24 protein-coding genes are annotated in these 23,124 nt (G+C 73.4%); 9 read left to right on the plus strand and 15 right to left on the minus strand.

Going from position 1 to position 23,124, the window contains the following annotated elements; genetic code table 11:
* Window positions 1–21 precede the first annotated feature (21 nt).
* On the plus strand, window positions 22–549 hold the full coding sequence (locus ACFZCD_RS14215) for a DUF1990 family protein (RefSeq protein WP_391830447.1): 528 nt from the start codon (window positions 22–24) through the stop codon (window positions 547–549).
* Between the two features lie 163 nt (window positions 550–712).
* Here ACFZCD_RS14215 and ACFZCD_RS14220 read toward each other — a convergent pair whose 3' ends face one another.
* From ACFZCD_RS14220 to ACFZCD_RS14230, 3 genes are all read right to left on the minus strand, one after another.
* On the minus strand, window positions 713–1,330 hold the full coding sequence (locus ACFZCD_RS14220; protein WP_391830449.1) for a DedA family protein: 618 nt from the start codon (window positions 1,328–1,330) through the stop codon (window positions 713–715).
* Between the two features lie 129 nt (window positions 1,331–1,459).
* Window positions 1,460–1,939, minus strand: coding sequence for a DoxX family protein (locus tag ACFZCD_RS14225; protein WP_391830451.1), 480 nt, complete (start codon window positions 1,937–1,939; stop codon window positions 1,460–1,462).
* Between the two features lie 184 nt (window positions 1,940–2,123).
* Window positions 2,124–2,780: an HNH endonuclease family protein gene (locus ACFZCD_RS14230; protein ID WP_391831284.1), complete on the minus strand. Its 657-nt coding sequence runs from the start codon at window positions 2,778–2,780 to the stop codon at window positions 2,124–2,126.
* Window positions 2,781–3,019: 239 nt separating this feature from the next.
* Here ACFZCD_RS14230 and ACFZCD_RS14235 point away from each other — a divergent pair, with 239 nt between their 5' ends.
* Together ACFZCD_RS14235 and ACFZCD_RS14240 are read left to right on the plus strand one after the other, a co-directional pair.
* The gene (locus tag ACFZCD_RS14235) at window positions 3,020–3,841 is read left to right on the plus strand and encodes an ABC transporter permease (RefSeq protein WP_391830453.1); all 822 of its coding nucleotides are present in this window, start codon (window positions 3,020–3,022) and stop codon (window positions 3,839–3,841) included.
* A 214-nt stretch (window positions 3,842–4,055) separates the two neighbouring features.
* Complete coding sequence (locus ACFZCD_RS14240; RefSeq protein WP_391830455.1) at window positions 4,056–4,637, plus strand: TMEM165/GDT1 family protein; 582 nt, start codon at window positions 4,056–4,058, stop codon at window positions 4,635–4,637.
* 10 nt (window positions 4,638–4,647) lie between these two features.
* Here ACFZCD_RS14240 and ACFZCD_RS14245 read toward each other — a convergent pair whose 3' ends face one another.
* Window positions 4,648–5,328 carry an HAD-IA family hydrolase gene (locus ACFZCD_RS14245; RefSeq protein ID WP_391830457.1) on the minus strand — a complete coding sequence of 227 codons (681 nt, stop codon included), beginning with the start codon at window positions 5,326–5,328 and terminating at the stop codon, window positions 4,648–4,650.
* Window positions 5,329–5,564: 236 nt separating this feature from the next.
* On the opposite strand from ACFZCD_RS14245, the gene ACFZCD_RS14250 reads away from it, so the two are divergent.
* Both ACFZCD_RS14250 and ACFZCD_RS14255 read left to right on the plus strand, forming a co-directional pair.
* Window positions 5,565–7,661: a DHA2 family efflux MFS transporter permease subunit gene (locus ACFZCD_RS14250; RefSeq protein WP_391830459.1), complete on the plus strand. Its 2,097-nt coding sequence runs from the start codon at window positions 5,565–5,567 to the stop codon at window positions 7,659–7,661.
* Window positions 7,662–7,851: 190 nt separating this feature from the next.
* Window positions 7,852–9,906, plus strand: a complete 2,055-nt coding sequence (locus ACFZCD_RS14255; RefSeq protein ID WP_391830461.1) for a bifunctional glycosyltransferase 87/phosphatase PAP2 family protein — start codon at window positions 7,852–7,854, stop codon at window positions 9,904–9,906.
* Here the strand turns inward: ACFZCD_RS14255 and ACFZCD_RS14260 are convergent.
* From ACFZCD_RS14260 to ACFZCD_RS14275, 4 genes are all read right to left on the minus strand, one after another.
* Window positions 9,890–10,582, minus strand: a complete 693-nt coding sequence (locus ACFZCD_RS14260; RefSeq protein WP_391830463.1) for a hypothetical protein — start codon at window positions 10,580–10,582, stop codon at window positions 9,890–9,892. The genes ACFZCD_RS14255 and ACFZCD_RS14260 overlap by 17 nt on opposite strands.
* The gene (locus ACFZCD_RS14265; RefSeq protein WP_391830464.1) at window positions 10,579–11,091 is read right to left on the minus strand and encodes a DUF6114 domain-containing protein; all 513 of its coding nucleotides are present in this window, start codon (window positions 11,089–11,091) and stop codon (window positions 10,579–10,581) included. The genes ACFZCD_RS14260 and ACFZCD_RS14265 overlap by 4 nt, the downstream gene beginning before the upstream one ends.
* A 1-nt stretch (window position 11,092) precedes the next feature.
* A complete protein-coding gene (locus tag ACFZCD_RS14270) occupies window positions 11,093–11,713 on the minus strand; it encodes a DUF6230 family protein (RefSeq protein WP_391830466.1) in 621 nt (206 codons plus the stop codon).
* 241 nt (window positions 11,714–11,954) lie between these two features.
* Window positions 11,955–13,223, minus strand: a complete 1,269-nt coding sequence (locus tag ACFZCD_RS14275) for a cytochrome P450 (RefSeq protein ID WP_391830468.1) — start codon at window positions 13,221–13,223, stop codon at window positions 11,955–11,957.
* A 251-nt stretch (window positions 13,224–13,474) separates the two neighbouring features.
* On the opposite strand from ACFZCD_RS14275, the gene ACFZCD_RS14280 reads away from it, so the two are divergent.
* Window positions 13,475–14,644, plus strand: coding sequence for a steroid 3-ketoacyl-CoA thiolase (locus tag ACFZCD_RS14280; RefSeq protein ID WP_391830470.1), 1,170 nt, complete (start codon window positions 13,475–13,477; stop codon window positions 14,642–14,644).
* A gap of 91 nt (window positions 14,645–14,735) precedes the next feature.
* Here ACFZCD_RS14280 and ACFZCD_RS14285 read toward each other — a convergent pair whose 3' ends face one another.
* Window positions 14,736–15,044, minus strand: a complete 309-nt coding sequence (locus ACFZCD_RS14285) for a putative quinol monooxygenase (protein ID WP_391830472.1) — start codon at window positions 15,042–15,044, stop codon at window positions 14,736–14,738.
* A gap of 103 nt (window positions 15,045–15,147) precedes the next feature.
* Window positions 15,148–15,612, minus strand: coding sequence for an NUDIX hydrolase (locus ACFZCD_RS14290; RefSeq protein WP_391831286.1), 465 nt, complete (start codon window positions 15,610–15,612; stop codon window positions 15,148–15,150).
* Between the two features lie 16 nt (window positions 15,613–15,628).
* Here ACFZCD_RS14290 and ACFZCD_RS14295 point away from each other — a divergent pair, with 16 nt between their 5' ends.
* The 3 genes from ACFZCD_RS14295 (at window position 15,629) to ACFZCD_RS14305 (ending at window position 17,469) form a co-directional block, all read left to right on the plus strand.
* Window positions 15,629–16,408: a GntR family transcriptional regulator gene (locus ACFZCD_RS14295; RefSeq protein WP_391830474.1), complete on the plus strand. Its 780-nt coding sequence runs from the start codon at window positions 15,629–15,631 to the stop codon at window positions 16,406–16,408.
* Between the two features lie 129 nt (window positions 16,409–16,537).
* Window positions 16,538–16,885 carry a hypothetical protein gene (locus ACFZCD_RS14300; RefSeq protein ID WP_391830476.1) on the plus strand — a complete coding sequence of 116 codons (348 nt, stop codon included), beginning with the start codon at window positions 16,538–16,540 and terminating at the stop codon, window positions 16,883–16,885.
* Window positions 16,886–16,926: 41 nt separating this feature from the next.
* Window positions 16,927–17,469 (plus strand): GNAT family N-acetyltransferase, encoded by a 543-nt coding sequence (locus ACFZCD_RS14305; RefSeq protein ID WP_391830478.1) that lies wholly within the window; start codon window positions 16,927–16,929, stop codon window positions 17,467–17,469.
* Between the two features lie 27 nt (window positions 17,470–17,496).
* Here the strand turns inward: ACFZCD_RS14305 and ACFZCD_RS14310 are convergent, their stop codons facing one another.
* From ACFZCD_RS14310 to ACFZCD_RS14330, 5 genes are all read right to left on the minus strand, one after another.
* Complete coding sequence (locus ACFZCD_RS14310; protein ID WP_391830480.1) at window positions 17,497–18,678, minus strand: RNA polymerase sigma factor; 1,182 nt, start codon at window positions 18,676–18,678, stop codon at window positions 17,497–17,499.
* Window positions 18,679–18,688: 10 nt separating this feature from the next.
* Window positions 18,689–19,057, minus strand: a complete 369-nt coding sequence (locus tag ACFZCD_RS14315) for a YciI family protein (protein ID WP_391830482.1) — start codon at window positions 19,055–19,057, stop codon at window positions 18,689–18,691.
* 92 nt (window positions 19,058–19,149) lie between these two features.
* Window positions 19,150–20,007, minus strand: a complete 858-nt coding sequence (locus ACFZCD_RS14320) for an ECF transporter S component (RefSeq protein ID WP_391830484.1) — start codon at window positions 20,005–20,007, stop codon at window positions 19,150–19,152.
* The gene (locus tag ACFZCD_RS14325; protein ID WP_391830486.1) at window positions 20,004–21,752 is read right to left on the minus strand and encodes an ABC transporter ATP-binding protein; all 1,749 of its coding nucleotides are present in this window, start codon (window positions 21,750–21,752) and stop codon (window positions 20,004–20,006) included. Before ACFZCD_RS14325 ends, ACFZCD_RS14320 begins: the two co-directional genes overlap by 4 nt.
* A complete protein-coding gene (locus ACFZCD_RS14330; protein ID WP_391830488.1) occupies window positions 21,749–23,119 on the minus strand; it encodes an energy-coupling factor transporter transmembrane protein EcfT in 1,371 nt (456 codons plus the stop codon). Before ACFZCD_RS14330 ends, ACFZCD_RS14325 begins: the two co-directional genes overlap by 4 nt.
* Window positions 23,120–23,124 lie beyond the last annotated feature (5 nt).

The raw sequence follows: 23,124 nt of genomic DNA on the forward strand, positions 1-23,124 counted from the left end.
GCCGCACGCATACTGGAACCGATGACTCACGTGCCCCCTGGCCTCACCTATCCCGAGGCCGGCGCCACCGAGCGCCGCCCGCTGCCCGCCGGCTACCACCACCTCCACGAGGCCGGCTACGTCGGCCGTGGCCGGCCCGTCTTCGAGGCCGCGGCCGACGCGGTCCTCTCCTGGCGCATGCACCGCGCCGCCGGCGTCCGCGTCCCCGCCGGCACGCTCCCGGCCGCCCCGGGGGTCACCGTGGACGTCTCCCTCGGCCTCGGCCCGCTGCGCGCCTCCGGGACGTGCGCGGTCGTCTGGACCGTACGGGAGGAGCGGCGCGCGGGCTTCGCCTACGGCACGCTGCCGGGGCATCCCGAGTGCGGCGAGGAGTCCTTCGTCGTCACCCTCGACGGGGCGGGGGACGTCCGCCTGGCCGTGACGGCCTTCAGCCGGCCGGCGCGCTGGTTCACCCGCGCCGCGGGGCCCTTGGTGCCGGCGTTCCAGCGGAGGTACGCGCGGCACTGCGCCCGGGTGCTGCGCGCGGAGGCCGCTCGCGCGGCGGTGTAGCCGGTCGGCATATTGGTCCGTACCAAGACCGGTGCGGGTGCGGCACGAGAGGGTCCGCCGGCCACCGACCGGACGTACGGTCGTTGCAGTAGGGGGTCCTACGGGGACGTGCGGTTCGTGGTGGTGCGCCGGCGGCGGATCCCGCCGGGTTCCCGGCAGCCCGCTACCGCGGCCGCTTCACGACGTACGCCGCGGCCATGCCCGCCGCGAAGAGGGCGAAGAAGGAGACGGCCGTGCCGGTCCAGCCGGCGCCGAGCCACTGGCCGCCGAAGTAGCCGAGGCTCACGCTGTACGCGGCCCAGGTCAGGCCGGCCAGGGCGGACCAGGGCAGGAACTCGGCCGCCCGGCGGTGCATCACACCGGCGCCGAGGCTGACCACCGACCGCCCGGCGGGCGCGAAGCGGGCGACGACCACGAGGGGGCCGCCGCCGCGCAGCAGTGCCGTGCCGAGCTTCGCCTGGGCGGCGGTCAGCCGCCGGGACCGGGCGATGGCCCGGTCGAAGCGGTCGCCGCCGCGCCAGGCGAGCCGGTAGGCGACCATGTCGCCGAGCACGGACGCGGTCGCGGCGCACATGACCAGCGCGAGCATCTGCGGGAAGCCGGCGTGGCCGCGGGCGGCGTCGCCGACCGCGTCGGCCGCGGTGCCCGCGGCGGTGGTCGCGGCGGTGATCACCAGGACCCCGCTGGGGAGGACGGGGAGGAAGACGTCGAGGAGTACGGAAATGCTGACGATCACGTAGATCCATGGGGTGTCGGCCAACGCCCCCAACTGCTCCAGCACGTCCTGATCTCCCGGTACGGTCCCCCGCCGCGACGTCGCAGGGGAGCGGCAGGGGCGGCCTTCACAACCGCACAGCGTACGCCTGGGGCGCGTGTGACGCGTGAGCGGGGGTGGGGTAAATGGCGCAGATCACCCGCGGCGGGAGAAGAGCCGGTCCAGGGACAGGGCGCCCGGGCCGGTGAAAACGAGCAGCAGGAAGCCCCAGCAGAACATCGCGGACGCCTCGCCGCCGTTCTGGATCGGCCACAGCGCCATGCTCTGGTGCACGTCGAAGTACGCGTACGCCATGGAGCCGGACGCGATCAGGGCCGCGCTGCGGGTGCCGGCGCCGAGCAGCACGAGCACGCCGGCGACGAGCTGGATGGCGGCCGCGTACCAGCCCGGCCAGGTGCCGGCCGGGATGGTGCCGCCGTGGGTGCCGGCCGCGCCGCCGAGGACGCCGAAGAGGGAGGCGGCGCCGTGGCAGGTGAAGAGCAGGCCGATCACGACCCGGAAGGCGGAGAGCACGTACGGGCGGGCCGCGTCCAGACGCTCGGTGAGGGCCGGGGCCGCGGTGCCGCCGCCGGTTCTCGCGGGGGCCGAGGGGGAGGCGGTGGGCGCGGGGGGCATGGCAGGGGGCTCCTCGTATCGGGGACAGGAACGATGAGGCCCTCAGGTTAGGTACCCCTTATCGATACTTGCAAGTTCAAGGACCGGATGACCGGCTTTTGTCACACGCCCGCAATCCGGGAATGCGGCGGGGCGGGCCGGATGTGCGTCCGGCCCGCCCCGCGCGTTCTGTCCCGCTTCCGCGTCAGCAGCCCTTCAGGACCGCCTCCAGCTTGTTCTTCTCCGCGGAGTCGACGGTCAGCTTGTAGTAGTGCTTCACCGTGACCCACATCTCCGTGTACGTGCACGCGTAGGACTTCAGCGGCGGCATCCACTGCGCCGGGTCCTTGTCGCCCTTCGCCTGGTTGACGCGGTCCGTCACGGCGATCAGCTGCGGCCGCGTGAGGTCGTTGGCGAAAGCTTTCCGCTGCTCGGTCGTCCAGGTGTTGGCGCCCGAGCGCCACGCCTGGGCGAGCGGCACTATGTGGTCGATGTCGATGTCCTGGGCGTCGTGCCAGGTGGCGCCGTCGTAGGGGGAGACCCAGGTGCCGGAGACGGCGGCGCACTTGGCGTCCTGCTGCACGTTCTCGCCGTCGCGCTTGAGGACGACCTCGCGGGTGTTGCACTCCCCGGACTGGGTGGCCCAGTGCGGGAACTTCGCGCGGCTGTAGCCGTCCATCGAGCCCTCGGGGCTGACCTGCAGCTCCGCGAGGTAGCCGCGGACCGTCGCGGCGTCCGGCGGGGTGGGCGGGGCGGCGTGCGCCGTGCCGCCGCCCAGGACGAGCGAGCCGGCGAGGGCGGCGATGCCGCTCGCCACGGCGGTGCGACGCGCGTAGAGACCGCGCGCGGCGGAGGTGCGCATTCCGAGCATGGGAACTCCCTGTGGAGTGGGGGGTCTTCGGCCGTGGAGAACGGCCAGGATGGCGGCGTCCGGTATCCGGGGGGTGGTCGCCAGGTAACAGGGTGACGACGCGGCCATGACAAGGCAAGAGTCAATTCACGTGACGTTGGCCCCGATCGGCGCAGTGACCCCGCATGTTTCTGACGCGTCGCCATGCGACCCCCGGTAACCGGGCGTTCGGCCCGCCTAGGGTGGGCCGCGTGCTCGCCGCCGCAGCGCTGCTGCCCGTCAACACCACCCTCGCCGTGGTGCTCGCCCTCCTGCTCGCCGCCGCCGTGACGATCGCCTCCCTCGCCCGCCTCGCCGACGGGCAGGGCCACGGCTATGCGCGCGCCGTCGCGCTCGCGGGGGTGCGCGCCGCCGTCCAACTCGCCGCCGTCTCGGCGCTGATCGGCTGGGTGGTGCGGGCGCTGCCGCTGCTGCTGTGCTTCGTCGCCCTGATGTACGCCGTGGCCGTACGGACCGCGGGGCGCCGCATCACCGGCAACAGCACCTGGCGGTGGGCGGCCCTGCCCATCGGCGCGGGCGTGCTGCCGGTCCTCGGCGTGCTGGTGCTCACCGGGCTCGTGCCGCTCAAGGGCGTCGCCCTCGTCCCCGTCGCGGGCATCCTCATCGGCGGCGGGCTGACTGCGACGGTCCTGGCCGGCCGGCGCGCCCTGGACGAGCTGCACACGCGCCACGGCGAGGTGGAGGCGGGCCTGGCGCTCGGCCTGCTCGACCGCGACGCCCGGCTGGAGATCGCCCGCCCGGCCGCGTCCGACGCGCTGCTGCCGGGGCTGGACCAGACGCGCACCGTGGGCCTCGTCACGCTGCCCGGGGCCTTCGTGGGCATGCTGCTGGGCGGGGCGTCGCCGCTGCTGGCGGGGGCGGTGCAGCTGTTCGTGCTGGTCGCGCTGCTGGCGGTGCAGGTGGTGGCGGTCGCGGTGGTGCTGGAGCTGGTGGCGCGGGGGCGGCTGCACCGGCGGGGCGCGGGCGGCGGGAGGAACGAGAGGAAGCGCCGGGGTTCACGTACCCTGGGGTGAGCAGAAGGGGAGTAGCTCTTCGCCGGACCGTCGACATACTGCCGAGCTCGCCTCGGCCGGCGCCCGGAGGCCGCCCGTCCCGTACGGGCCGGCCAGCGAGACCTTCGGCCGCAGTGTCCATGACGCTGCCGTGCCGAAGCGACCCCTGAGAACGTGCGGAACGTCCAGGTCCCCTCGGTGCGGCAGCACCCGACCTACTGAGGGAATTGACCACGTGTTCAGCATCACCGTCGCCGCCCTGGTCTTCGGCGTCGTCTTCCTTGCCGAGCTGCCCGACAAGACCGCCCTGGCCGGCCTCATGCTCGGCACCCGCTACCGCGCGAGCTACGTCTTCGCCGGCGTCGCCGCGGCCTTCGCCGTGCACGTCGGGCTCGCCATCGCCGCCGGGAGCGTCCTGACGCTGCTGCCGCACCGCCTCGTGCAGTGCGTGGTCGGCCTGCTCTTCCTCGCGGGCGCGGCCATGCTCCTCTTCAAGAAGGACGAGGACGACGAGGAGCTGCGGAAGCCCGCGGACCAGTCCTTCTGGAAGGTCTCCGGGGCGGGCTTCATGCTGATCCTCGTCGCCGAGTTCGGCGACCTCACCCAGATCATGACGGCCAACCTCGCCGCCCGCTACGACGACCCGCTCTCGGTGGGCCTGGGCGCGGTCCTGGCCCTGTGGTCGGTCGCGGCCCTGGGCATCGTGGGCGGCCGCACCCTGATGAGGTACGTGCCGCTGGCGCTGATCACGAAGGTGGCGGCGGTGGTGATGCTGGGGCTGGCGGGCTTCAGCCTGTACGAGGCGGTGGCGGGCTAGCCGCCCGGCCCTACCGGCCGGCTATGTGCAGCGTGATCCCGCCGGAGGGCGAGGCCTCCACGCGTACCGCCGTCAGGTCCGGCACCGCCACGTCCGGGCCGTGGGCGGCCGCGCGGGGGCCGACGCCGACGACGCGCATGCCGGCCGCCCTGCCGGCGGCGATGCCCGCCTCGGAGTCCTCGAAGACGATGCAGTCGGCGGGGCCGAAGCCCAGGGCGGCGGCGCCCTTGAGGAAGCCCTCCGGGTCCGGCTTGCTCGCGCCGACGGACTCCGCGGTCACGCGGACCTCCGGCATGGGCAGGCCCGCCGCGCCCATGCGGGCCTCGGACAGGGCGCGGTCCGCGGAGGTGACCAGGGCGTGCGGGAGGGCGGCGAGGGCCGCCATGAAGGCGGGGGCGCCGGCGACCGGCACCACGCCGTCGACGTCGGCGGTCTCGGCCGCGAGCATGCGGCGGTTGTCGGCGTGGTTCTGCTCCATCGGGCGGTCCGGGAGCAGCACGGCCATCGTGGCGTAGCCCTGGCGGCCGTGGACGACCTTCATCACCGCGTCGCCGTCGAGCCCCTGCTCGGCGGCCCAGCCGCGCCAGCAGCGCTCCACGACGGCGTCGGAGTTGACGATGGTGCCGTCCATGTCCAGCAGCAGGGCGCGGGCGCTCAGCGTGGTCGTGGCGGCGGGGGCGTTGGCCTGCATCGGCGGACTCCAGGGCGCGCGGGAGAGAGACAAGCGGCCCCGCCCGCCGGTCAGGGAATACGGGCGGAGCCACTTTGTTTCCTCACGATACAAAAAGTGCGGCCCCGAACGCCAACGCGGGGGCCCGCGGTGCCCCGGGGGCTGCCCAATGGCCTACCCCGGCGGGCCGGACGGGCCGATCGGGACCACGATTGAGGAACGAAGCGAAGAGCCTCCCAGGAGACCCAGGAGCGCCCATGGCGGACGACACCCCGGGCCCCTCCGTGGCCGCGGAGCCCGGCCCCCCGGCGGTACCCGGCGAGGGGCAGCCCCGGCGCACCGTCCTCGTCGCGATCGGGGCGCTGCTCCTCGGCATGCTGCTCGCCGCCCTGGACCAGACGATCGTCTCGACGGCGCTGCCCACGATCGTCAGCGACCTCGGCGGCCTGGAACACCTCTCCTGGGTCGTCACCGCGTACATGCTCGCCTCCACCGCCGCGACCCCCCTGTGGGGCAAGCTGGGCGACCAGTACGGGCGCAAGAAGCTCTTCCAGACGGCCATCGCCATCTTCCTGCTCGGCTCCGTGCTGTGCGGCATCGCCCAGAACATGGGCGAGCTCATCGCCTTCCGCGCCGTCCAGGGCCTCGGCGGCGGCGGCCTGATGGTGCTGTCGATGGCGATCGTCGGCGACATCGTCCCGCCCCGGGACCGCGGCCGCTACCAGGGCCTCTTCGGCGCGGTCTTCGGCGGGACGAGCGTGCTCGGCCCGCTCCTCGGCGGCCTGTTCGTGGACCACCTCAGCTGGCGCTGGGTCTTCTACATCAACCTGCCCATCGGCGTCGTCGCCCTCTTCACCATCGCCGCCGTCCTGCACATCCCGGCCCGCCGCACCCCGCACCGCATCGACTACCTCGGCACCGCCCTGATCGCCGCCGTCGCCGTCTGCCTGGTGCTGATGACCTCGCTCGGCGGCGTCACCTACCCCTGGGCGTCCTGGAAGATCATCGGACTCGGGGTGCTGGGCGTCGTGCTGCTCGTCCCCTTCGTGACGGTGGAGCGGCGCGCCGCGGAGCCCGTCCTGCCGCTCGGCCTCTTCCGCATCCGCACCTTCACCCTCTGCTCCGTGATCGGCTTCGTCGTCGGCTTCGCGATGTTCGGGTCGATGACGTACCTGCCGACGTTCCTGCAGGTCGTGCACGGCGTCTCGCCGACGATGTCCGGCGTGCACATGCTGCCGATGGTGGCGGGCCTGCTCATCGCCTCGACCGGCTCCGGCCAGATCGTCAGCCGCACCGGCCGCTACAAGGTCTTCCCCATCACCGGCACCGCCGTCATGACCGTCGGCCTGCTCCTGCTGCACCGGCTCGGCCCGGCCAGCAGCACCGGCGAGATGAGCGCGTACTTCTTCGTCTTCGGCTTCGGGCTCGGCCTCGTCATGCAGGTCCTCGTGCTGATCGTGCAGAACGCCGTCGCCTACCGCGACCTCGGCGTCGCCACCTCCGGAGCCACCTTCTTCCGCTCCATCGGCGCCTCCTTCGGCGTCTCCATCTTCGGCACGATCTTCGCCAACATGCTCGGGCCGCGCATCGCCGACGCCCTCGCCGGCGCGAAGCTCCCGCCCGGCGTCAGCGCGGGCCGCCTTCAGGCCGACCCGCGCGCCGTCACCGCCCTGCCGCCGGGGGAGCGGGCGCGCGTCCTCGCCGCCTACTCCGATTCGATCACCGACGTCTTCCTCTACGCGGTGCCCGCCGCACTCGTCGCCTTCGCCCTGGCCTGGCTGCTCAAGGAGGAGCCCCTGCGGGGCAGCGTCACCGCCCCCGACACGAGCGAGGTCATCTCCAGCAACCCCGTCGAACGCTCCTCGCACGACGAGGTCGCCCGCGCCCTGTCCCTCCTCGGCAGCCGCGAGGGCCGCAAGCGGATCTACGAGGTGATCATCGAGCGGGCGGGGCTCGACCTGCGGCCCGCGGCCGGCTGGATGCTGCTGCGCATGAACCGCTACGGCTCCGTCGAGCCGTCCCTCCTCGCCGAGCGCGCCGACGTCCCCCTGCGCGCCGTCACCGAGGCCGCCATCCAGCTGGAGGTCCGCGGCCTGGCCCGCCGCGAGGGCCTGCCCCTCGTCCCCACCGACGAGGGCCGCCGCCTCGCGGAGCTCCTCTTCCGCGCCCGCGAGGAGTCGCTCGCCGAACTCCTCGGCGACTGGTGGACCCCCGACCGGCCCACGGACCTCGACGCCCTCGTCCACGAGCTCAACACCGAGCTGTGCGGCTCGGACGCCGAACAGCCGCACGACGGGGACGAGCTGCCGCGGCGCGACCACGAAGTCCGGCGCGACCGGCGCCAGGGACCGTGACGGATCGCCTCCTGTGACGTTCCCTCAGTGAGGCACCTCGCCGCACCGCCGTCCCGCCGTCGTCTTTCGGACAGTCCTGCGACGCGGCCAGGCGACTGGTGAGTGACCTGCGTCTGTTCTCCGGGACTCAGTAAGGTCTCAAAGAGCCTACGAGGGTGACCGAGCCGGGCAACTGGAGGTGCGGCGAGGCGTGGCGAACGCACAGAGGGGCGGCCTGGGGAGTCCGCCGCGGCAGGAGCCGAAGACCGGTCTCACCCTGGGCATACTGTGGCTCCTCGCCGGGCTCCTGGCCGCCCGTCAGGCCGCCGCGGTGCTGCGCCTCCCGCCCGAACGGCGGTTCACCGACCTCGGGCACTGGATCGGTGCCGGCGGTGTCCTGCACGTGCGGGGTTCGCTCTACGACACGGACGGGTTCACCGGCACGCCCTTCGCGGGCCTCGTGCTCAAACCGCTGACGAAGGCCGCCGAGCACAGCCTCGGCATCGTCTGGACGTTCGGCACGCTCCTGCTGGCCGTCGCCCTCGCACTCGTCGCCGCCCGCTCCCTCCCCGCACCCGTCCCGCGCCGCACGGCGCTGCTCGCCGCCCCCGTGGCCGTGATCCTCACGGTGCTGTCCCTGCCCGTGCGGAACGCGTTCACCCTCGGGCAGACCAGCATCATCCCCGTCCTCCTCGTGCTCCTCGGCAACTGCCCGCCCCGCCTCGCGCGGGGCTCCGGCCGGGCGAGCGGACTCCTCACCGGCCTCGCCGCCGCCCTGCAGCCCGCCGTCCTGCTCTTCGCCGTCCTGCAGTGGCTGACGGGCCGCCGCCGCGCGGCCGCCGCCACGGGCTCCACCTTCGCGGCCTGCTCGGCGCTGACCTGGCTCGTCATGCCGGGCGACTCGTGGACCTACTGGGTGCACCACATCGCCGGCGCCGGCCTCGGCCACGCCCCCGACGGGCTCGCCAACCAGTCCCTGCACGGCCTGCTCCTCCGCACGGGCCTGCACGGCCCGGCCGAGCTGACGCTGTACGGCCTGCTGGCCGCCGCCGTCACCGTGCTCGGCCTGCGCCGGGCCGCCCGCTACGCCCGCGGCGGACAGACGCTGCTCGCGACCGCCGTCGCGGGCTGCACCGCCGTGGCCGTCTCGCCGACCGCCTGGCAGCACCAGCAGCTGTGGATCCTCCTCGCGGTCGCCGGCCGCGTCGGCAAGCGCCGCGCCGACCGCCTGGTGTGGCCCGTGCTCGTCGTGCTCGTCATGACCCTCACCAGCACCGTGCTGATGCCGGACAACCCGGTCCTGCGGCCCCTCGGCGACAACGCCCCGCTGCTCGCCGCGCTCCTCGCGGCCTGCGTGGTGCCGTTCCTTCCCCGTACCGCGGAGGGCTGGGAGCGGCCCGAGCCGACGCCGGTGGCCGAGCCGCAGGCGGGCCGGTTCTCCTGGGTGCCGCTCTTCCGCTTCTGGCGGCGGCCGCTGACCCGGCCGAACGTCCTGCTGGAGCTGATGCTGATACGGGTCGGCTACTGGTTCTACTCGTTCATCCGCGCCCAGGCCCCGGACGAGCGGTCCCTCGCCGAGGCCCACGGCCGGCAGATCCTCGGCGCCGAGCGGTTCCTGCACCTCGACGCCGAGCACGCCTTCAACCACTTCGTGGCGGGCATCGGCTGGCTCACCGGCAGCATGAACTACTACTACGGCACCTTCCACTTCCTGGTGCCGGTCTCCCTGCTGGTCTACCTCTACGTGCGCCGCCCGGGCCTCTACCGCTGGGCCCGCACGGCGCTGTCCCTGGCCACGCTGATCGCGCTCGCCGGGTTCTGGGCCTACCCGCTGGCGCCGCCGCGGCTGATGCCCGGCCTCGGCTTCATCGACACCGTCAACGGCCCGCAGGACCTCGCCAACCCCGACTTCGGGGCGCTCACCGAGCTGTCCAACCAGTACGCGGCCATGCCGTCGCTGCACATCGGCTGGTCGCTGTGGTGCGGGTTCGTGATCGCCGTCGTCGCGCCCCGGAGGTGGCTGAAGTGCCTCGGCATGCTCTATCCGCTGCTGACGTTCTCGGTGATCGTCGGCACCGCCAACCACTACGTGCTCGACGCGGTCGGCGGTGCCCTCGTCGTCCTGGCCGGTTTCGCGATCCAGTACGTGCTGAGCGGTCCCGGGCGGCCGGCGTTCGGGAAGGTGCCGGCGGCGCGCGGCGAGAGCGATCCGCTGGCCGGGAGCGATCAGGCGGCCGGAAGCGGCTCGCTCACTCGCTCACCGTGATCCGGGAGGCGGGGTCGGTCGTGTCCGTGACGTCGTAGACGGCGTTGAACACGGACGACGTCGCGCTCGTCGGGCAGCCGAAGCCGCCCTCGACCTTGACCGGGACGGCGGCGTCGGTGACGGTGAGCTTGGACGGGGAGCCGTTGGTGTAGGTCGCGACGATGTCCGCGGGCGCGGCCGGTGCGGCGGTGATGGTGCAGTTGGCCAGGCCGGCGGACTTCAGGACGAAGCCGCCGGGCGGGATGGTGAGGGTCGCGGTGATGGGCGACCCGTTCTGCATGGACACCTGCCACGCGCCGGACGTGGTGACGGTGGTGGTCACCCCCGGGAGGCTGGCGGTGCAGCCCGAGTAGGTGGGCGCGTTGATGCCGCTGACGACCGGGCCCGCGGGGTTCTGGTTGCCGGGCGCCTCCGGTATGCGGTTGGCGGCGGGGTCGTCCGAGGGCTGCGAGCTGGAGGCCGTGCACGTGGCGGTCACCGAACCGGCCTTGAAGGTGGCCTTCCCGTTGAGCGTGGCCGCGAAGGAGTGACCGGCTGGGGTGACGGTCGTCGAGCCCGCCGCGGCCGCCGGGCCCGCCTGGGCGCCCGCCGTGCCGGTCAGGGTGAGGGCGGCGGTGGCGGCCAGCCCGGCGCCGCAGGCGAGGACGGCGCGGGCGCGGAGTCTGCGAAAGGTCATCGGGTCTCCTTGGGTGGGAGGTGCGGGGGGTGCGGAGGGTGCGCGGGGGGAGCGGGGTGAGGCCCGTGGGGGGTTACGTCATGTCGCGCGGGGGGAACGTCGCGCGGCTCTTGGGGCTGCCAGGCGAAGACCATGCCCCCGCCGATCACGCCGAGGATCGTGCCGAACAGGAACCCGCCGAGGTTGGACATCACCAGCGCCGCGGCCGCGACCATGACGGTCACCACTCCGGCGAGGGTCCGGTACTGCGGTGCGAACCACGCGCTCAGCCCCATCAGCACCATGACCAGGCCCATCAGGACCGAGGGGATGCCCGCGATCCCCTGGTGGACCATGATCTTCAGCGGTGCGAGGGGGATGACGGAGATCTCCGCCCCGGCGAGCACGGTGGCGAGGCCGCCCCAGAAGGGCCGTGCCTTGCGCCACCGGCGCCACGCGGTCCACGGGTGACGCCGGGGGCGGGGACGGGCGGCGGCGGGCCCGGCGGCCGGGCCGGTGCCGTCCGCCACGTCAGAAGCACTCCTGCTTGCCCTTGGAGATGTTCATCCGCAGCCCGGCCAGCTTGAACGTTCCCGCGTTGGTCGCCCAGGCGACCTGCCGGACCTTCTTCATGCTGATGTGGTCGGCCTGCTGGGCGAAGAGGTCCTGCAGGCCCTGGGCGTTCGCGGGCCCCTTGTCGAGCGTGGAGGCGTCGCGGCCGATCTCGACGTTCTTGAACTCGGCGTCGCCGCCGAGCTGGGTGGCGTCGATGAAGAGGTTGCTGGCGCGGACCGGCGTGCCGCTGCCGCCCGCCGTCAGGTTGAGCGAGATGTCCCCGATGACGGGCAGGTGGGTGACCACGGACTGGCAGAGCTTCGTCAGCTCGGCCTCCTTGATCGCGGTGACCGCCACGGGCAGCAGGTCACCGCGCGCATTGGTGTCCACACTGCCGTACTGCGCGAAGCCGTCGCCCTCCAGGCTGTCGGCCGAGACCTTGAACTCCTGCCCCGACACGGCGAACGAGGCCGCGAGGGCCCCTTGCGCGAGCGCCACGGCCAGCGCCGCCGTCGCCGCGAACCCGGGCACCGCCAGGACGGCGAACCTGCGCCACCTGACCCGTCCCGTGACCGGTCTGCCCTGAGCGTCCTTCATGCTGATCGTCCCCTCGGAGAGCCTCGGATGAGCGCTGCCGGACGGGCGGCCTCCGTGCGGGCACGGGGCCGGTGATGTCACGGGCGTACGGCGTGACGGGCCTGCCCGGAAGGTGTACCCGAGAGTAAGTCCGTGACTGCCGGCGGACAAGGTCCCGGTACGGACTATTCCCGTACGGACAAAGGAAATTGACGCTCAGTCAGAAACTGTCAACGCGCCCGGGGGCTGCTTCCGGCGGCGGCTACGCGTACCGCACCCTCATCTCCTTGATGCCGTTCAGCCACGCCGACCTCAGCCGCCGCGGCTCGCCCACGAGCCGGATGTCCGGGAGGGTGTCGGCCACGGCGTTGAAGATGAGGTCGATCTCCAGCGCGGCGAGCGAGCGGCCGAGGCAGAAGTGCGGTCCTCCGCCGCCGAAACCGAGGTGCGGATTGGGGTCGCGGGTGATGTCGAAGACCTCGGGGGCGGCGAAGACCTCCGGGTCGTGGTTGGCCGAGGCGTAGAAGAGACCTACGCGCTGACCTGCGCGGATGCGGGCGCCGCCGAGTTCGGTGTCACGGGTGGCCGTGCGCTGGAAGGAGACCACGGGCGTCGCCCAGCGGACGATCTCCTCCGCCGCGGTCGCGGGGCGCTCGCGCTTGTAGAGCTCCCACTGACCGGGGTGGGTGAGGAAGGCGTGCATGCCGTGGCTGATGGCGTTGCGCGTGGTCTCGTTGCCGGCGACGGCCAGCAGCAGCACGAAGAAGCCGAACTCGTCGGAGGCGAGGCTGCCCTCGTCCTCGGCGGCGACCAGCCGGCTGACGATGTCCCGCGCCGGGCACTCCTTGCGCGCGGCGGCGAGGTTCATCGCGTACGAGATGAGCTCGCCCGCGGAGTGCGCGCCGACCTCTTCCGTGATGGCCAGCTCGGGGTCGTCGTAGGCGATCATCTTGTTGGACCAGTCGAAGATCCTGGCCCGGTCCTCCTGCGGCACGCCGATGAGCTCGGCGATCGCCTGGAGGGGCAGCTCGCAGGCGATGTCGGTGACGAAGTCGCCGCTGCCGTGCTCCCGGGCGGCCGCGACGATCGCGGCGGCGCGCTCGCGCAGGGCCGCCTCCAGGGAACGTATCGCGCGCGGGGTGAAGCCGCGCTGCACGATGGCGCGGACGCGGGTGTGCTCGGGCGGGTCCATGTTGAGCATGATGAGCCGCTGGGCGTCGATCTGGTCGCGGGAGATGTGCTCGTTGAAGCGGATGATCGAGGTGTTGCGGGAGGCGGAGTAGAGGTCGGGCCGCGTGGAGACCTCCTTCACGTCCGCGTGCCGGGTCACGGCCCAGTAGCCGTCGTCGCCGAAGCCCGCGATGCCGTGGGGCTGGGCGTTCCACCACACGGGCGCGGTCCGGCGCAGGGCGGCGAACTCGGGGAGGGGGACTCGGTGGTGGTAGACGTCGGGGTCGGTGAGGTCGAAGCCGTCGGGTAAGGGGGTGCCGTCGGGTATGGGGGTGCCGTCGGGCAGGGCGGGGCAGGGCATCGGCCCTCCGTTCCGGCCCTTCCATTTCTGATGGGCCATCAGCTCAGGGGATGCCCTCGAAGGTAGTGACGGCGCACGGAGGGCGGCAAGGGAGGGCGCGAGGCCATCTGTCGCGCGCCGAGCACGTGCGCGACCCTTGCGTACCGCGGGTAGCGCTCATAAGACTGCGAGCGGTACGAGCGGAACCAGAACGTGTTCTTCTTTGCCGGGGGCGCCGGGACGCCCAGCGGATGCCACGAGAGGACGAGCCCATGGCCGCGGAACCCGTCATCGTCGAAGCCGTACGGACCCCCATCGGCAAGCGGGGAGGCACGCTCGCCAACCTCCATCCCGCCTACCTGCTGGGCGAGACGTACCGGGAGGTGCTCGCCCGCACCGGAATCCAGCCGGACTGCGTCGAGCAGATCGTCAGCGGCACCGTCACCCACGCCGGCGAGCAGTCGATGAACCCCGCGCGCACCGCCTGGCTGGCCATGGGCCTGCCCTACGAGACCGCGGCCACGACCGTCGACTGCCAGTGCGGCTCCTCGCAGCAGGCCAACCACCTCGTCGCCAACATGATCGCGGGCGGTGTCGTCGACGTCGGCATCGCGTGCGGGGTGGAGGCGATGTCCCGGGTGCCGCTCGGCAGCGCCTCCAAGCACGGGCCGGGCAAGCCGTTCCCCGACGAGTGGAGCGTCGACCTGCCCAACCAGTTCGAGGCCGCCGAGCGCATCGCCCGCAAGCGCGGCCTGACCCGCGAGCGCGTGGACGAACTCGGCCTCCTCTCGCAGCAGCGGGCCGCCCGCGCCTGGTCCGAGGAGCGCTTCAAGCGGGAGACCTTCGCCGTCCAGGTGCCCACCACGGAGGACGAGCAGTACGCCGGGCAGGGCATGTGGCGGCTCGTCGACCGCGACGAGGGGTTACGCGACACGAGCGCCGAAGCGCTCGGCGGGCTCAAGCCCGTGATGCCGAGCGCCGTCCACACCGCCGGCAACTCCTCCCAGATCTCCGACGGCGCGTGCGCCCTGATGTGGGCGTCCAAGCGGATGGCCCGCGCGCTCAAACTGCGCCCCCGGGCCCGCATCGTCGCCCAGGCCCTCGTCGGCGCCGACCCGCACTTCCACCTCGACGGCACGATCGACGCGACGCGCGCCGTCCTCGGCAAGGCGGGCATGTCGCTGCGCGACATCGACCTGGTGGAGATCAACGAGGCCTTCGCCTCGGTCGTCCTCTCCTGGGCCCAGGTCTTCGACCAGGACCTCCAGAAGATCAACGTCAACGGCGGCGCGATAGCCCTCGGCCACCCGGTCGGCGCCACGGGCGCCCGCCTCATCACGACCGCCCTCCACGAACTGGAACGCTCGGACAAGGAGTTCGCCCTGATCACGATGTGCGCGGGCGGGGCGCAGGCAACGGGGACGATCATCCAGCGGCTGTGACGGGGGCCGGGTGCGGGGTGGCTGACCGGTGGTGCCCCCGGTGCGCGGCTCGGGAGCGTTCCGGGGCCGCGCTCGGCCGGGCCGGCTGCATTTACGCCGTGCCGTCGAGGCGGTCCAGGAAGGTCACCTCGGTCTTCGCCACGAACTTCTCGCGCTCCGCCAGGAAGTGCCTGGTGTGCGGCTGCCGTTCGTGGGCGTCGAACGCGGCGCGGTCCTCGTACAGCTCGTAGAAGAGCCGTACGTCCGGCTCGCCCGGGACGCGGTGGTTCACGTACACGACCGTGCCCTGCTCGTGCTGCCGGATTCCCTCCAGCGTCCGGGACACCAGTGCGTCGAAGCCCTCGGCGGCATCGGGACTCCGCAACGTGAAACGAACGACCAGGCCGAACCCTGAGGTCATGGCCGCCTCCTCCTGAGTGTGGGGTTTTCGGTGCGGGCTGCACGGAGAGCGGGGCGCTTTACGGTCGTGGTGCGGTGGGAGGGCCGGGGCGCGGGACGACCGGCTACGCCGGTATCAGCCGCCGGCCGTCGTGGATCCGCACGTGCGGAGTGTCGTCGCTGAGGGCGTCCAGCAACCGTACTGCGTACGCTTCCGTCATCGTCGCGGTCACCTCCTCCGGCGCCATCCAGGAGACGTCGACGGACTCGCCGGAGGTGCGTTCGCAGCCGCCGACGGGAGCGCAGCGGAAGACGAGCGCGACGATGCCGCGTGCCATGTTCTTGTAGACGCCGGTCAGTCGCTGCACCTCGACCTCGATGCCCGTTTCCTCCAGCACCTCCCGGCGTGCACCGGCCTCCGGGGACTCCGCGATCTCCAGGACGCCGCCGGGCAGCTCCCAGTGCCCGTTGTCGGCCCGCCGGATGGCGAGAACGCGCCCGTCCTCGCGCACGACGGCTCCCGCCACCGAGACGGAGTGGAGCGGTGCCGACCTGCAAGACTGGGCTGCCGTACTCATGTGGACGAGGATAGAAGGGCAGAGAGCCATGGGTAGCGAGGCCCTTCGGCACTCGGGCAAGCCGCGGTATCTGCAAATCGCAGACGATCTCGCCGATCAGATCCGCACGGGCATACTGGCTCCCGGTGTCAAGCTCCCCAGTGAGTCCGAGGTGATGGGACGCTACGGCGTCTCGCAGGGCACGGTACGCAAGGCCATCGCCGAACTGCGGACGGCGGGGCTGGTGGAGACCCACCACGGACGAGGTTCCTACACGAGGAGCCTGCCCCCGGTGAGAAGGAAATCCTCCGATCGTTTCCGCCGCTCCCACCGCAGGGCGGGCAAGGCTGCCTACCTGGCCGAAACCGAGGCGGCAGGGCATACCCCCGGCGTTCACATGCTCTATGTCGGGCCCACGGATGCTCCGGAGGACATTGCGGAACGACTGGGCGTCGCCGAGGGGAGCAAGGTTCTGGCGCGCCGTCGCCGGTACTTCGTCGACGGAGTGCCCACCGAGGAAGCCACGTCGTATCTGCCCTGGTCGATAGCCGAGGCCGTTCCCGAACTGCTGAGAGACAACCCTGGCGGAGGCGGCATCTACGCCCGGCTGGAGGAACACGGGCATCACCTCGCCGAGTACGTCGAGACGGTTCGGGCCCGGTTGGCCACCAAGCAGGAGACGGCCGCGCTGCGGCTCAGCCCCGGCGCCCCGGTGATCCACCTCGTCCGCTCCGCGGTGACCGGCGAGGGCAACGTGGTGGAAGTCTGCGACACGGTCATGGCTGCGGACCGGTTCGTGCTCGACTACCGGATCCCTGCTCGCGACTGACACGTCCGTACGTCCGCTGATGTCGGATCAGTCACCCTGAAGAGTGAGCTAATTGACTGCGGCGCCCGGTGGTGGGCTACTCCATGGGATAACTCATATACATGAGTGCATGAGTTAGGGGTGGGGACGATGACGTATCGAGTGGGCGCGTACGTGGTGGACACGCGGGAGGACAGGGTGGCCCAAGTGATCGGGCATCGCGGGGCGTGCGTGCGGGTGCGTACGCCTGGGGGTGGGGGTGAATGGGAGGTGCCCGTCGGGGCGCTGCGGCTGGCTATGAGTGACGAGCGGGCCGCGTTCCGGGTGCTGGCCAACAGTGACGGCGCGCACGGGGCGGGCTGTGCCCGGTGTGGCGAGCTGGAGGCGGCCTGGCGGGCCGCGTGTGCGGCCGGGGAGCGGACGGGCGCGGCGATCGACGCCCTGAGCCGGTTCCGCAACCACTGGCGGCTGGACCACCCCCTCCCGGAGGGCCGGTAATTCCCACGCGCCCGCGCAGCCCCCCGTGCGACCATGCCGCCATGACCGGCACCGCCCCGCTTCCCGCCGCATGGACCATCGCCCCGCAGCCCGTCGGCGCCGCCGAGTCCGCGGAGCTGTTGCGCGAGTATCTGATCGACGTCGCCGACCGCTGGTACCTGCTCAACCACGGCCGTACGACCACGCCGGAGGAGATCGCCGGGCACCTCGCCGAGGACCCGAGCGACTCGCTCGACCCGCCCGAGGGCGTGCTGCTGGTCGCCCGGCAGGGCGGCGAGGCGGCCGGGTGCGTGGGGGTGCGGTGGTTCGACCGGGGGCGCCGTACGGCCGAGCTGAAGCGGATGTACGTGCGGCCCGCCGCGCGCGGGACCGGTCTCGCACCCGCGCTGCTGGCCGCGGCCGAGCGCACCGCCCGGGACTGGGGCGCCGAGCGGATCGTGCTGGACACCCGGAAGGACCTCGTGGAGGCCATCGCGCTGTACACGCGGCACGGGTTCGCTCACATACCCCGCTACAACACCCCGGAAGAGAACCCGTACGCCGAGGTGTGGATGCGCAAGGACCTCCGGGACGCGGCGCACTAGACGGCGGCCGCGCCCCGGACGACGCCGTCACCGCGAGGCTTTGCGCAGCAAGTACTCCCGCTCCGGCAGGCTCGGCGTCAGCTTCGCGGCCCGCCGGTAGTGCTCGCGGGCCCGCTCCGGCTCGCCGGCCAGGTCGAGCAGGTGCCCGCGGACCGCGTCCAGCCGGTAGTGCCCGGCGATCCGCTTGTCGCCGTCGAGCGTGGCGAGCAGGGCCAGCCCCTCGGCCGGGCCGTGCACCATCGCGGTCGCGACCGCGCGGTTGAGGGTGACCACCGGGTTCGGCGCGATCCGGTCCAGGATCTTGTAGAGGATCAGCACCTCGGCCCAGTCCGTCTCCTCCGTGGACGGCGCCTCGTCGTGGATCGCGGCGATCGCGGCCTGCAACAGGTACGGCCCGGCCGGCCCCTTCGGCAGGGTGGCCGTGACCAGCGCGACGCCCTCCTCGATCCGCGCGCGGTCCCAGAGGCCGCGGTCCTGCTCGGCGAGCGGCACCAGCACGCCGTCCGCGCTGCGCGTCCCCCGCCGGGCGTCGGTGAGCAGCATCAGCGCGAGCAGCCCGGCGGCCTCGCCGTCGTCCGGCAGCAGCCGGTGCACCTCACGGGCGAGCCGGATGGCCTCCGCGGTCAGCTCGACCCGTTGCAGGTCGGGCCCGGACGTGGCGGCGTACCCCTCGTTGAAGATCAGGTACAGCACCTGCAGCACCGCCGGCAGCCGTTCCGGGCCGTCCGGGAAACCGGCGCCCTTGATCGTCTGCTTCGCCCGGGTGATCCGCCGGCCCATCGTGGCCTCCGGCACCAGGAACGCGTGCGCGATCTGGGCCGTGGTGAGGCCGCCGACCGCCCGGAGCGTCAGCGCCACCTGCGAGGGCGCCGACAGCTTCGGGTGGCAGCACAGGTACAGCAGGCGCAGCGTGTCGTCGGCGTCCCGGGACGGGGCGTCGCCCGGCGGCGGCTCCCTGCCGGCGGCCAGTTCGCGCTCCCGGCGGGCCGCCTCGCTGCGCCACTGGTCGGTCAGCCTGCGGCCGGCGACCGTGATCAGCCAGCCCGCGGGCCTCTCCGGCACACCCTGCTCCGGCCACTGCACGGACGCCGCGAGCAGCGCCTCCTGGACGGCGTCCTCGCAGGCCTCGAACTGCCCGTGCCTGCGGACGAGCGTGCCGAGGACCTGCGGCGCCAGAGCGCGCAGCAGGTCCTCGATCCCGGCGTTCACGGACGACCGCTCACAGGTCGGCACCGGCCGAGAACATCACCGGGCGGATCTCCACCGACAGGCCCTTGATCCGGGTGTCCGGGATCAGCTTGGCGATCTCGACCGCGCGCTCCTTGCTCTCGCAGTCGATCAGGTAGAAGCCGCCCATGAACTCCTTCGCCTCCAGGAACGGCCCGTCGGTGACGGCGGGCGCGCCGCCGGTGCCGGTGACGACGACCGAGTTCGCCGGGTCGGCGAGCGCCTGGGTGAGGATGAACTCCCCCGAGTCCTGGACGGCCTTCATGAACGCGCCGTGGCCGTCCATGACGAGCTTCCGCTCGTCGTCCGAGAGGGCCTCCAGGACCTCCTGGTTGACCTGCATGATCAAGAGGTACTTCATGTCCTTGCTCCTTGTGCCGGGCTCCGCCCCGGGGCGGCTTGCCAAGGAGTCGTAGCCGTTCGGCGCCTTCCGACATCCTCCGGCCGGCGAATTTATCCGTCCGAGCCGGGCCGGTCGGCCCGCCCCGCCGGAGGGTCGCCGAACGTCACCGGCGCGTCGAACGCCGCCCTCCGCGTCGCGCGCCGCAGTGCCTTCAGGACCGTGGGGCCGAGGGCGAGCGTCCCGGTGACCGTCACGATCGCGCGCGGGAGGTCCCAGCCCAGCGACGTCGCCAGGCAGTACGCGACGAAGCGGCCCAGGTTCTCGGACAGCGGGTCGCCCGGGACGAAGGAGACGCCCGTGGCGAGCGAGCCGATGTAGGGCCAGCCCTGGAGGTTCATCACCGTCCCGTAGAGGAGGGACGCGACCGCCCCGTAGCCCGCGAGCATCAGCACCTCGCGGGCGCCCCGCAGCCGGTCCGCGCCGGGCAGCAGGCCCGCCCCCATGGACACCCACCCCATCGCCAGCATCTGGAACGGCATCCAGGGACCGACGCCGCCCGTCAGCAGCGCCGACGCGAACATCGACACCGAGCCGAGCACGAAACCGAAGCCCGGCCCGAGGACCCGGCCCGACAGCACCATCAGGAAGAACATCGGCTCGATGCCGGCCGTCCCCGCGCCCAGCGGCCGCAGGGCCGCGCCCGCCGCCGCCAGGACGCCGAGCATCGCGATGGCCTTCGCGTCCAGGCCCGCGTCGGCGATGGCCGCGATCACGACCGCCAGGAGCAGGGGCAGCAGCGCCGCGAACAGCCATGGCGCGTCCTGGGAGTGCGCGAGGCCGGACGCGGAGCCGGCGAGCAGGGGCCAGCCGAAGGCCATCACGCCGACGGCGGAGACGAGGAGCAGGGCCGCTACCGAGCGGCGGCCGAGGCGGATCGCTCGCGCTTGGCGGTCCCGAGCGCCCGTCACGATCCCGCCCCCGGTGCTTCCGGGGCCCCTGCTGCTTCCGGTGCTTCCAGGGTTTCCATGGCCTCCCGCACCTGCCCCACCGTCAGCCACGGCTGCGGCGCCAGCACCTTCGCCACCTGCGGCGCGAAGGCCGGGGACGAGACGACGACCTCCGCCGTCGGGCCGTCCGCGACGACCTCGCCGTCGGCGATGACGACGACCCGGTGCGCGAGCTCCGCCGCGAGCTCCACGTCGTGCGTCGCGAGGACGATCGCGTGCCCCTCGGCGGCCAGGCCGCGCAGGACCTCCACCAGGCGGTGCTTGGCCGCGTAGTCGAGACCGCGGGTCGGCTCGTCGAGGAGGATCAGCGGCGGGCGCGCCGTCAGCACCACGGCGAGGGCGAGCGCGAGCCGCTGCCCCTCCGACAGATCGCGCGGGTGCGTCGTGCCGGGCACGTCCGGGAGGAGCCCGGAGACCAGCGCGCGGCAGGTGCCCGGCGCGGCGTCCGCGTCGCCGTCGGCGGCCGTGCACTCGGCCGCGACCGTGTCCGCGTAGAGCAGGTCGCGGGGCTCCTGCGGTACGAGGCCGACGTGCCGGAGCAGCTCCGCGGGGGACGTGCTGTGCGGCGTGGCGCCGCCCACGCGGACGGAGCCCGTGGCCGGCTTGTGCATGCCGACGAGCGTCCGCAGGAGGGTCGACTTGCCCGCGCCGTTGCGGCCCATCAGGGCGATGATTTCTCCCGCTCGGACGGAGAGGTCCACGTTGCGCAGGGCGGTCAGGCGGCCGTGCCGTACGGCGAGGCCCGTGACGGCCGCGGGCGCCACGGGGGCCGGGCCGCCGTCCGCCGCGCGGCGGGCCCTGCGCAGGAAGCCGGGGGCACGGAGCGCGGCACGGAGCGGCGGGCGGGTCCCCGCCGCGGAACCGGTGCCGGGCTCGTCGTGCGGGGCGAGCGGAGCCAGCCGTTCCCGCAGCGGTGCCGCCCGGCGGCGCGCGTCCCGTACGGACAGCGGGACCGGCGACCAGCCGGCCAGCCGGCCGAGGTCCACCACGGGCGGCCGGACCGGCGACACCGCCATGACCTCGGCCGGCCCGCCCATGACGGGGGCCGCGCCGGGGCCGGGCAGCAGGATGACGCGGTCGGCGTACTGCACGACCCGCTCCAGCCGGTGCTCGGCCATCAGGACCGTCGTGCCCAGGTCGTGGACCAGGCGCTGCAGCACGGCGAGCACCTCTTCGGCCGCGCCCGGGTCCAGGGCGGACGTCGGTTCGTCGAGGACCAGCACCTGCGGGTGCGTGGTCAGTACGGAGCCGATCGCCACGCGCTGCTGCTGCCCGCCGGAGAGGGTGGCGATCGGGCGGTCGCGGAGGGCCGCCAGGCCCAGCAGGTCGAGGGTCTCCTCGACGCGGCGCCGCATCGCGTGCGGGGCGATGCCGAGGGACTCCATGCCGTACGCGAGCTCGTCCTCGACGGTGTCGGTGACGAAGTGGGCGAGCGGGTCCTGGCCCACGGTGCCGACGACGTCGGCGAGCTCCCGCGGCTTGTGGGTGCGGGTGTCGCGGCCGGCCACGGTGACGCGGCCGTGCAGGGTGCCGCCGGTGAAGTGCGGGACGAGGCCGCTGACGGTGCCGAGGAGGGTGGACTTGCCCACGCCGGACGGGCCTACGAGGAGGCAGAGTTCGCCCTCGGGGACGGTGAGGTCCACGCCTCGGAGCGAGGGGGCTTCGGTGTCGTCGTAGGTGACGGACACGTTCTCGAAGCGGATCACTGGGGCTCCTGGTGGGTGGGGGTCTCGCTGGGTCCGGCACCGCCGGGCAGTCCGGTGGGGCTCGCGCTCCGCCGCGGCGGAGGAAGACGCCCTGGTTCCGGCCGGTCACGGTTTCCCGGGGCGGCGTCGTGGGCCGCCAGGGGTGGGGTGGTGGCAGTCCGGCGGGGTCCCGTCGCCTCGGGCTCGGCGTGGCGGGCGGCGCGGGCGGTGCGGTCCGTGTCCGCCGGGGCCACGAACGCCGGCAGCAGGCCCAGCAGCAGCGACGCCGCCGGCCACAGCGGGAAGTCCGGTGCCGTCAGCGGCACTGCCGGGGGATGCAGGGCGGCCGGGGCGTAGGAGCTGGCCCGGATCATCAGGGCGGCGACGGCCACGCCCGAGGCCGACACCAGCCACGCCCGCACGTCCCACCGGTCCGGCCGGTAACGCGTACGGACCGAGCGGCGGCCGCCCAGCCACAGGCCTGCCAGGGCCGCGGCCAGGCCGGCGAGCAGCACCGGCAGCCCGTAGCCCGCGCCCTGGTCGGCGAGCAGCCCGTACGTGCCGGCGCAGACGCCCATGAGGCCGCCCAGCGTCAGGGCGCTCGTCGTGCGGCGGACCGCGCGCGGCACCCGGGCCGTCCGGCCGTAGCCGCGCGCGTCCATCGAGGCCGCCAGGGCAACGGACCGCTCCAGGGCGCCCTCCAGCACCGGCAGTCCCACCTGGAGCAGGGCGGTGAGACCGCGGTCGGGGCGGCCGCGCAGGCGGCGGGCGGCGCGCAGCCGCTGCACGTCGGCGACGAGGTTCGGCGCGAACGTCATCGCGACGACGACCGCGACCCCCGCCTCGTACAGCGCGCCCGGCAGGGACTTGAGCAGCCGCGCCGGGTTGGCGAGCGCGTTCGCCGCGCCCACGCACACCAGCAGCGTGGCCAGTTTCATGCCGTCGGCCAGGGCGAAGAGCAGCCCCTCGGCCGTCACCCGGCCGCCGATCCGCACGCCCCGCGCCCAGTCCGGCAGGGGTATCTCCGGGAGGGTGACGAGCGTGTGCGTGCCGGGGACGGGGGAGCCCAGCACGACGGCGAAGAGCAGCCGGATGCCGAGCACGGCGAGCCCGAGCTTGAGGAACGCCCCGTACGAGCGGGCCCACGGCGCGTCCGTGCGCCGCGCGGCCACGACGTACCCCGCGACGGCGACCAGCAGCCCGAGCAGCAGGATGTTCGTGGTGCGGGAGGCGGCCGTGGCCAGGCCGAGCGCCCACACCCACCAGGCGCCCGCGTGCAGGGCGGAGGCCCGCGCGGTGAGGGGCGCGGCGGGGGCCCCGAAGGCCTCGTCGGCAGGGGCGGCGCCGCGTGCGTCACCGCCGCGGAGCCGGGGCCGCCGCGGCGTCATCCCGT

The sequence above is a fragment of the Streptomyces sp. NPDC008001 genome, assembly GCF_042958085.1.
Taxonomy (GTDB): Bacteria; Actinomycetota; Actinomycetes; order Streptomycetales; family Streptomycetaceae; genus Streptomyces.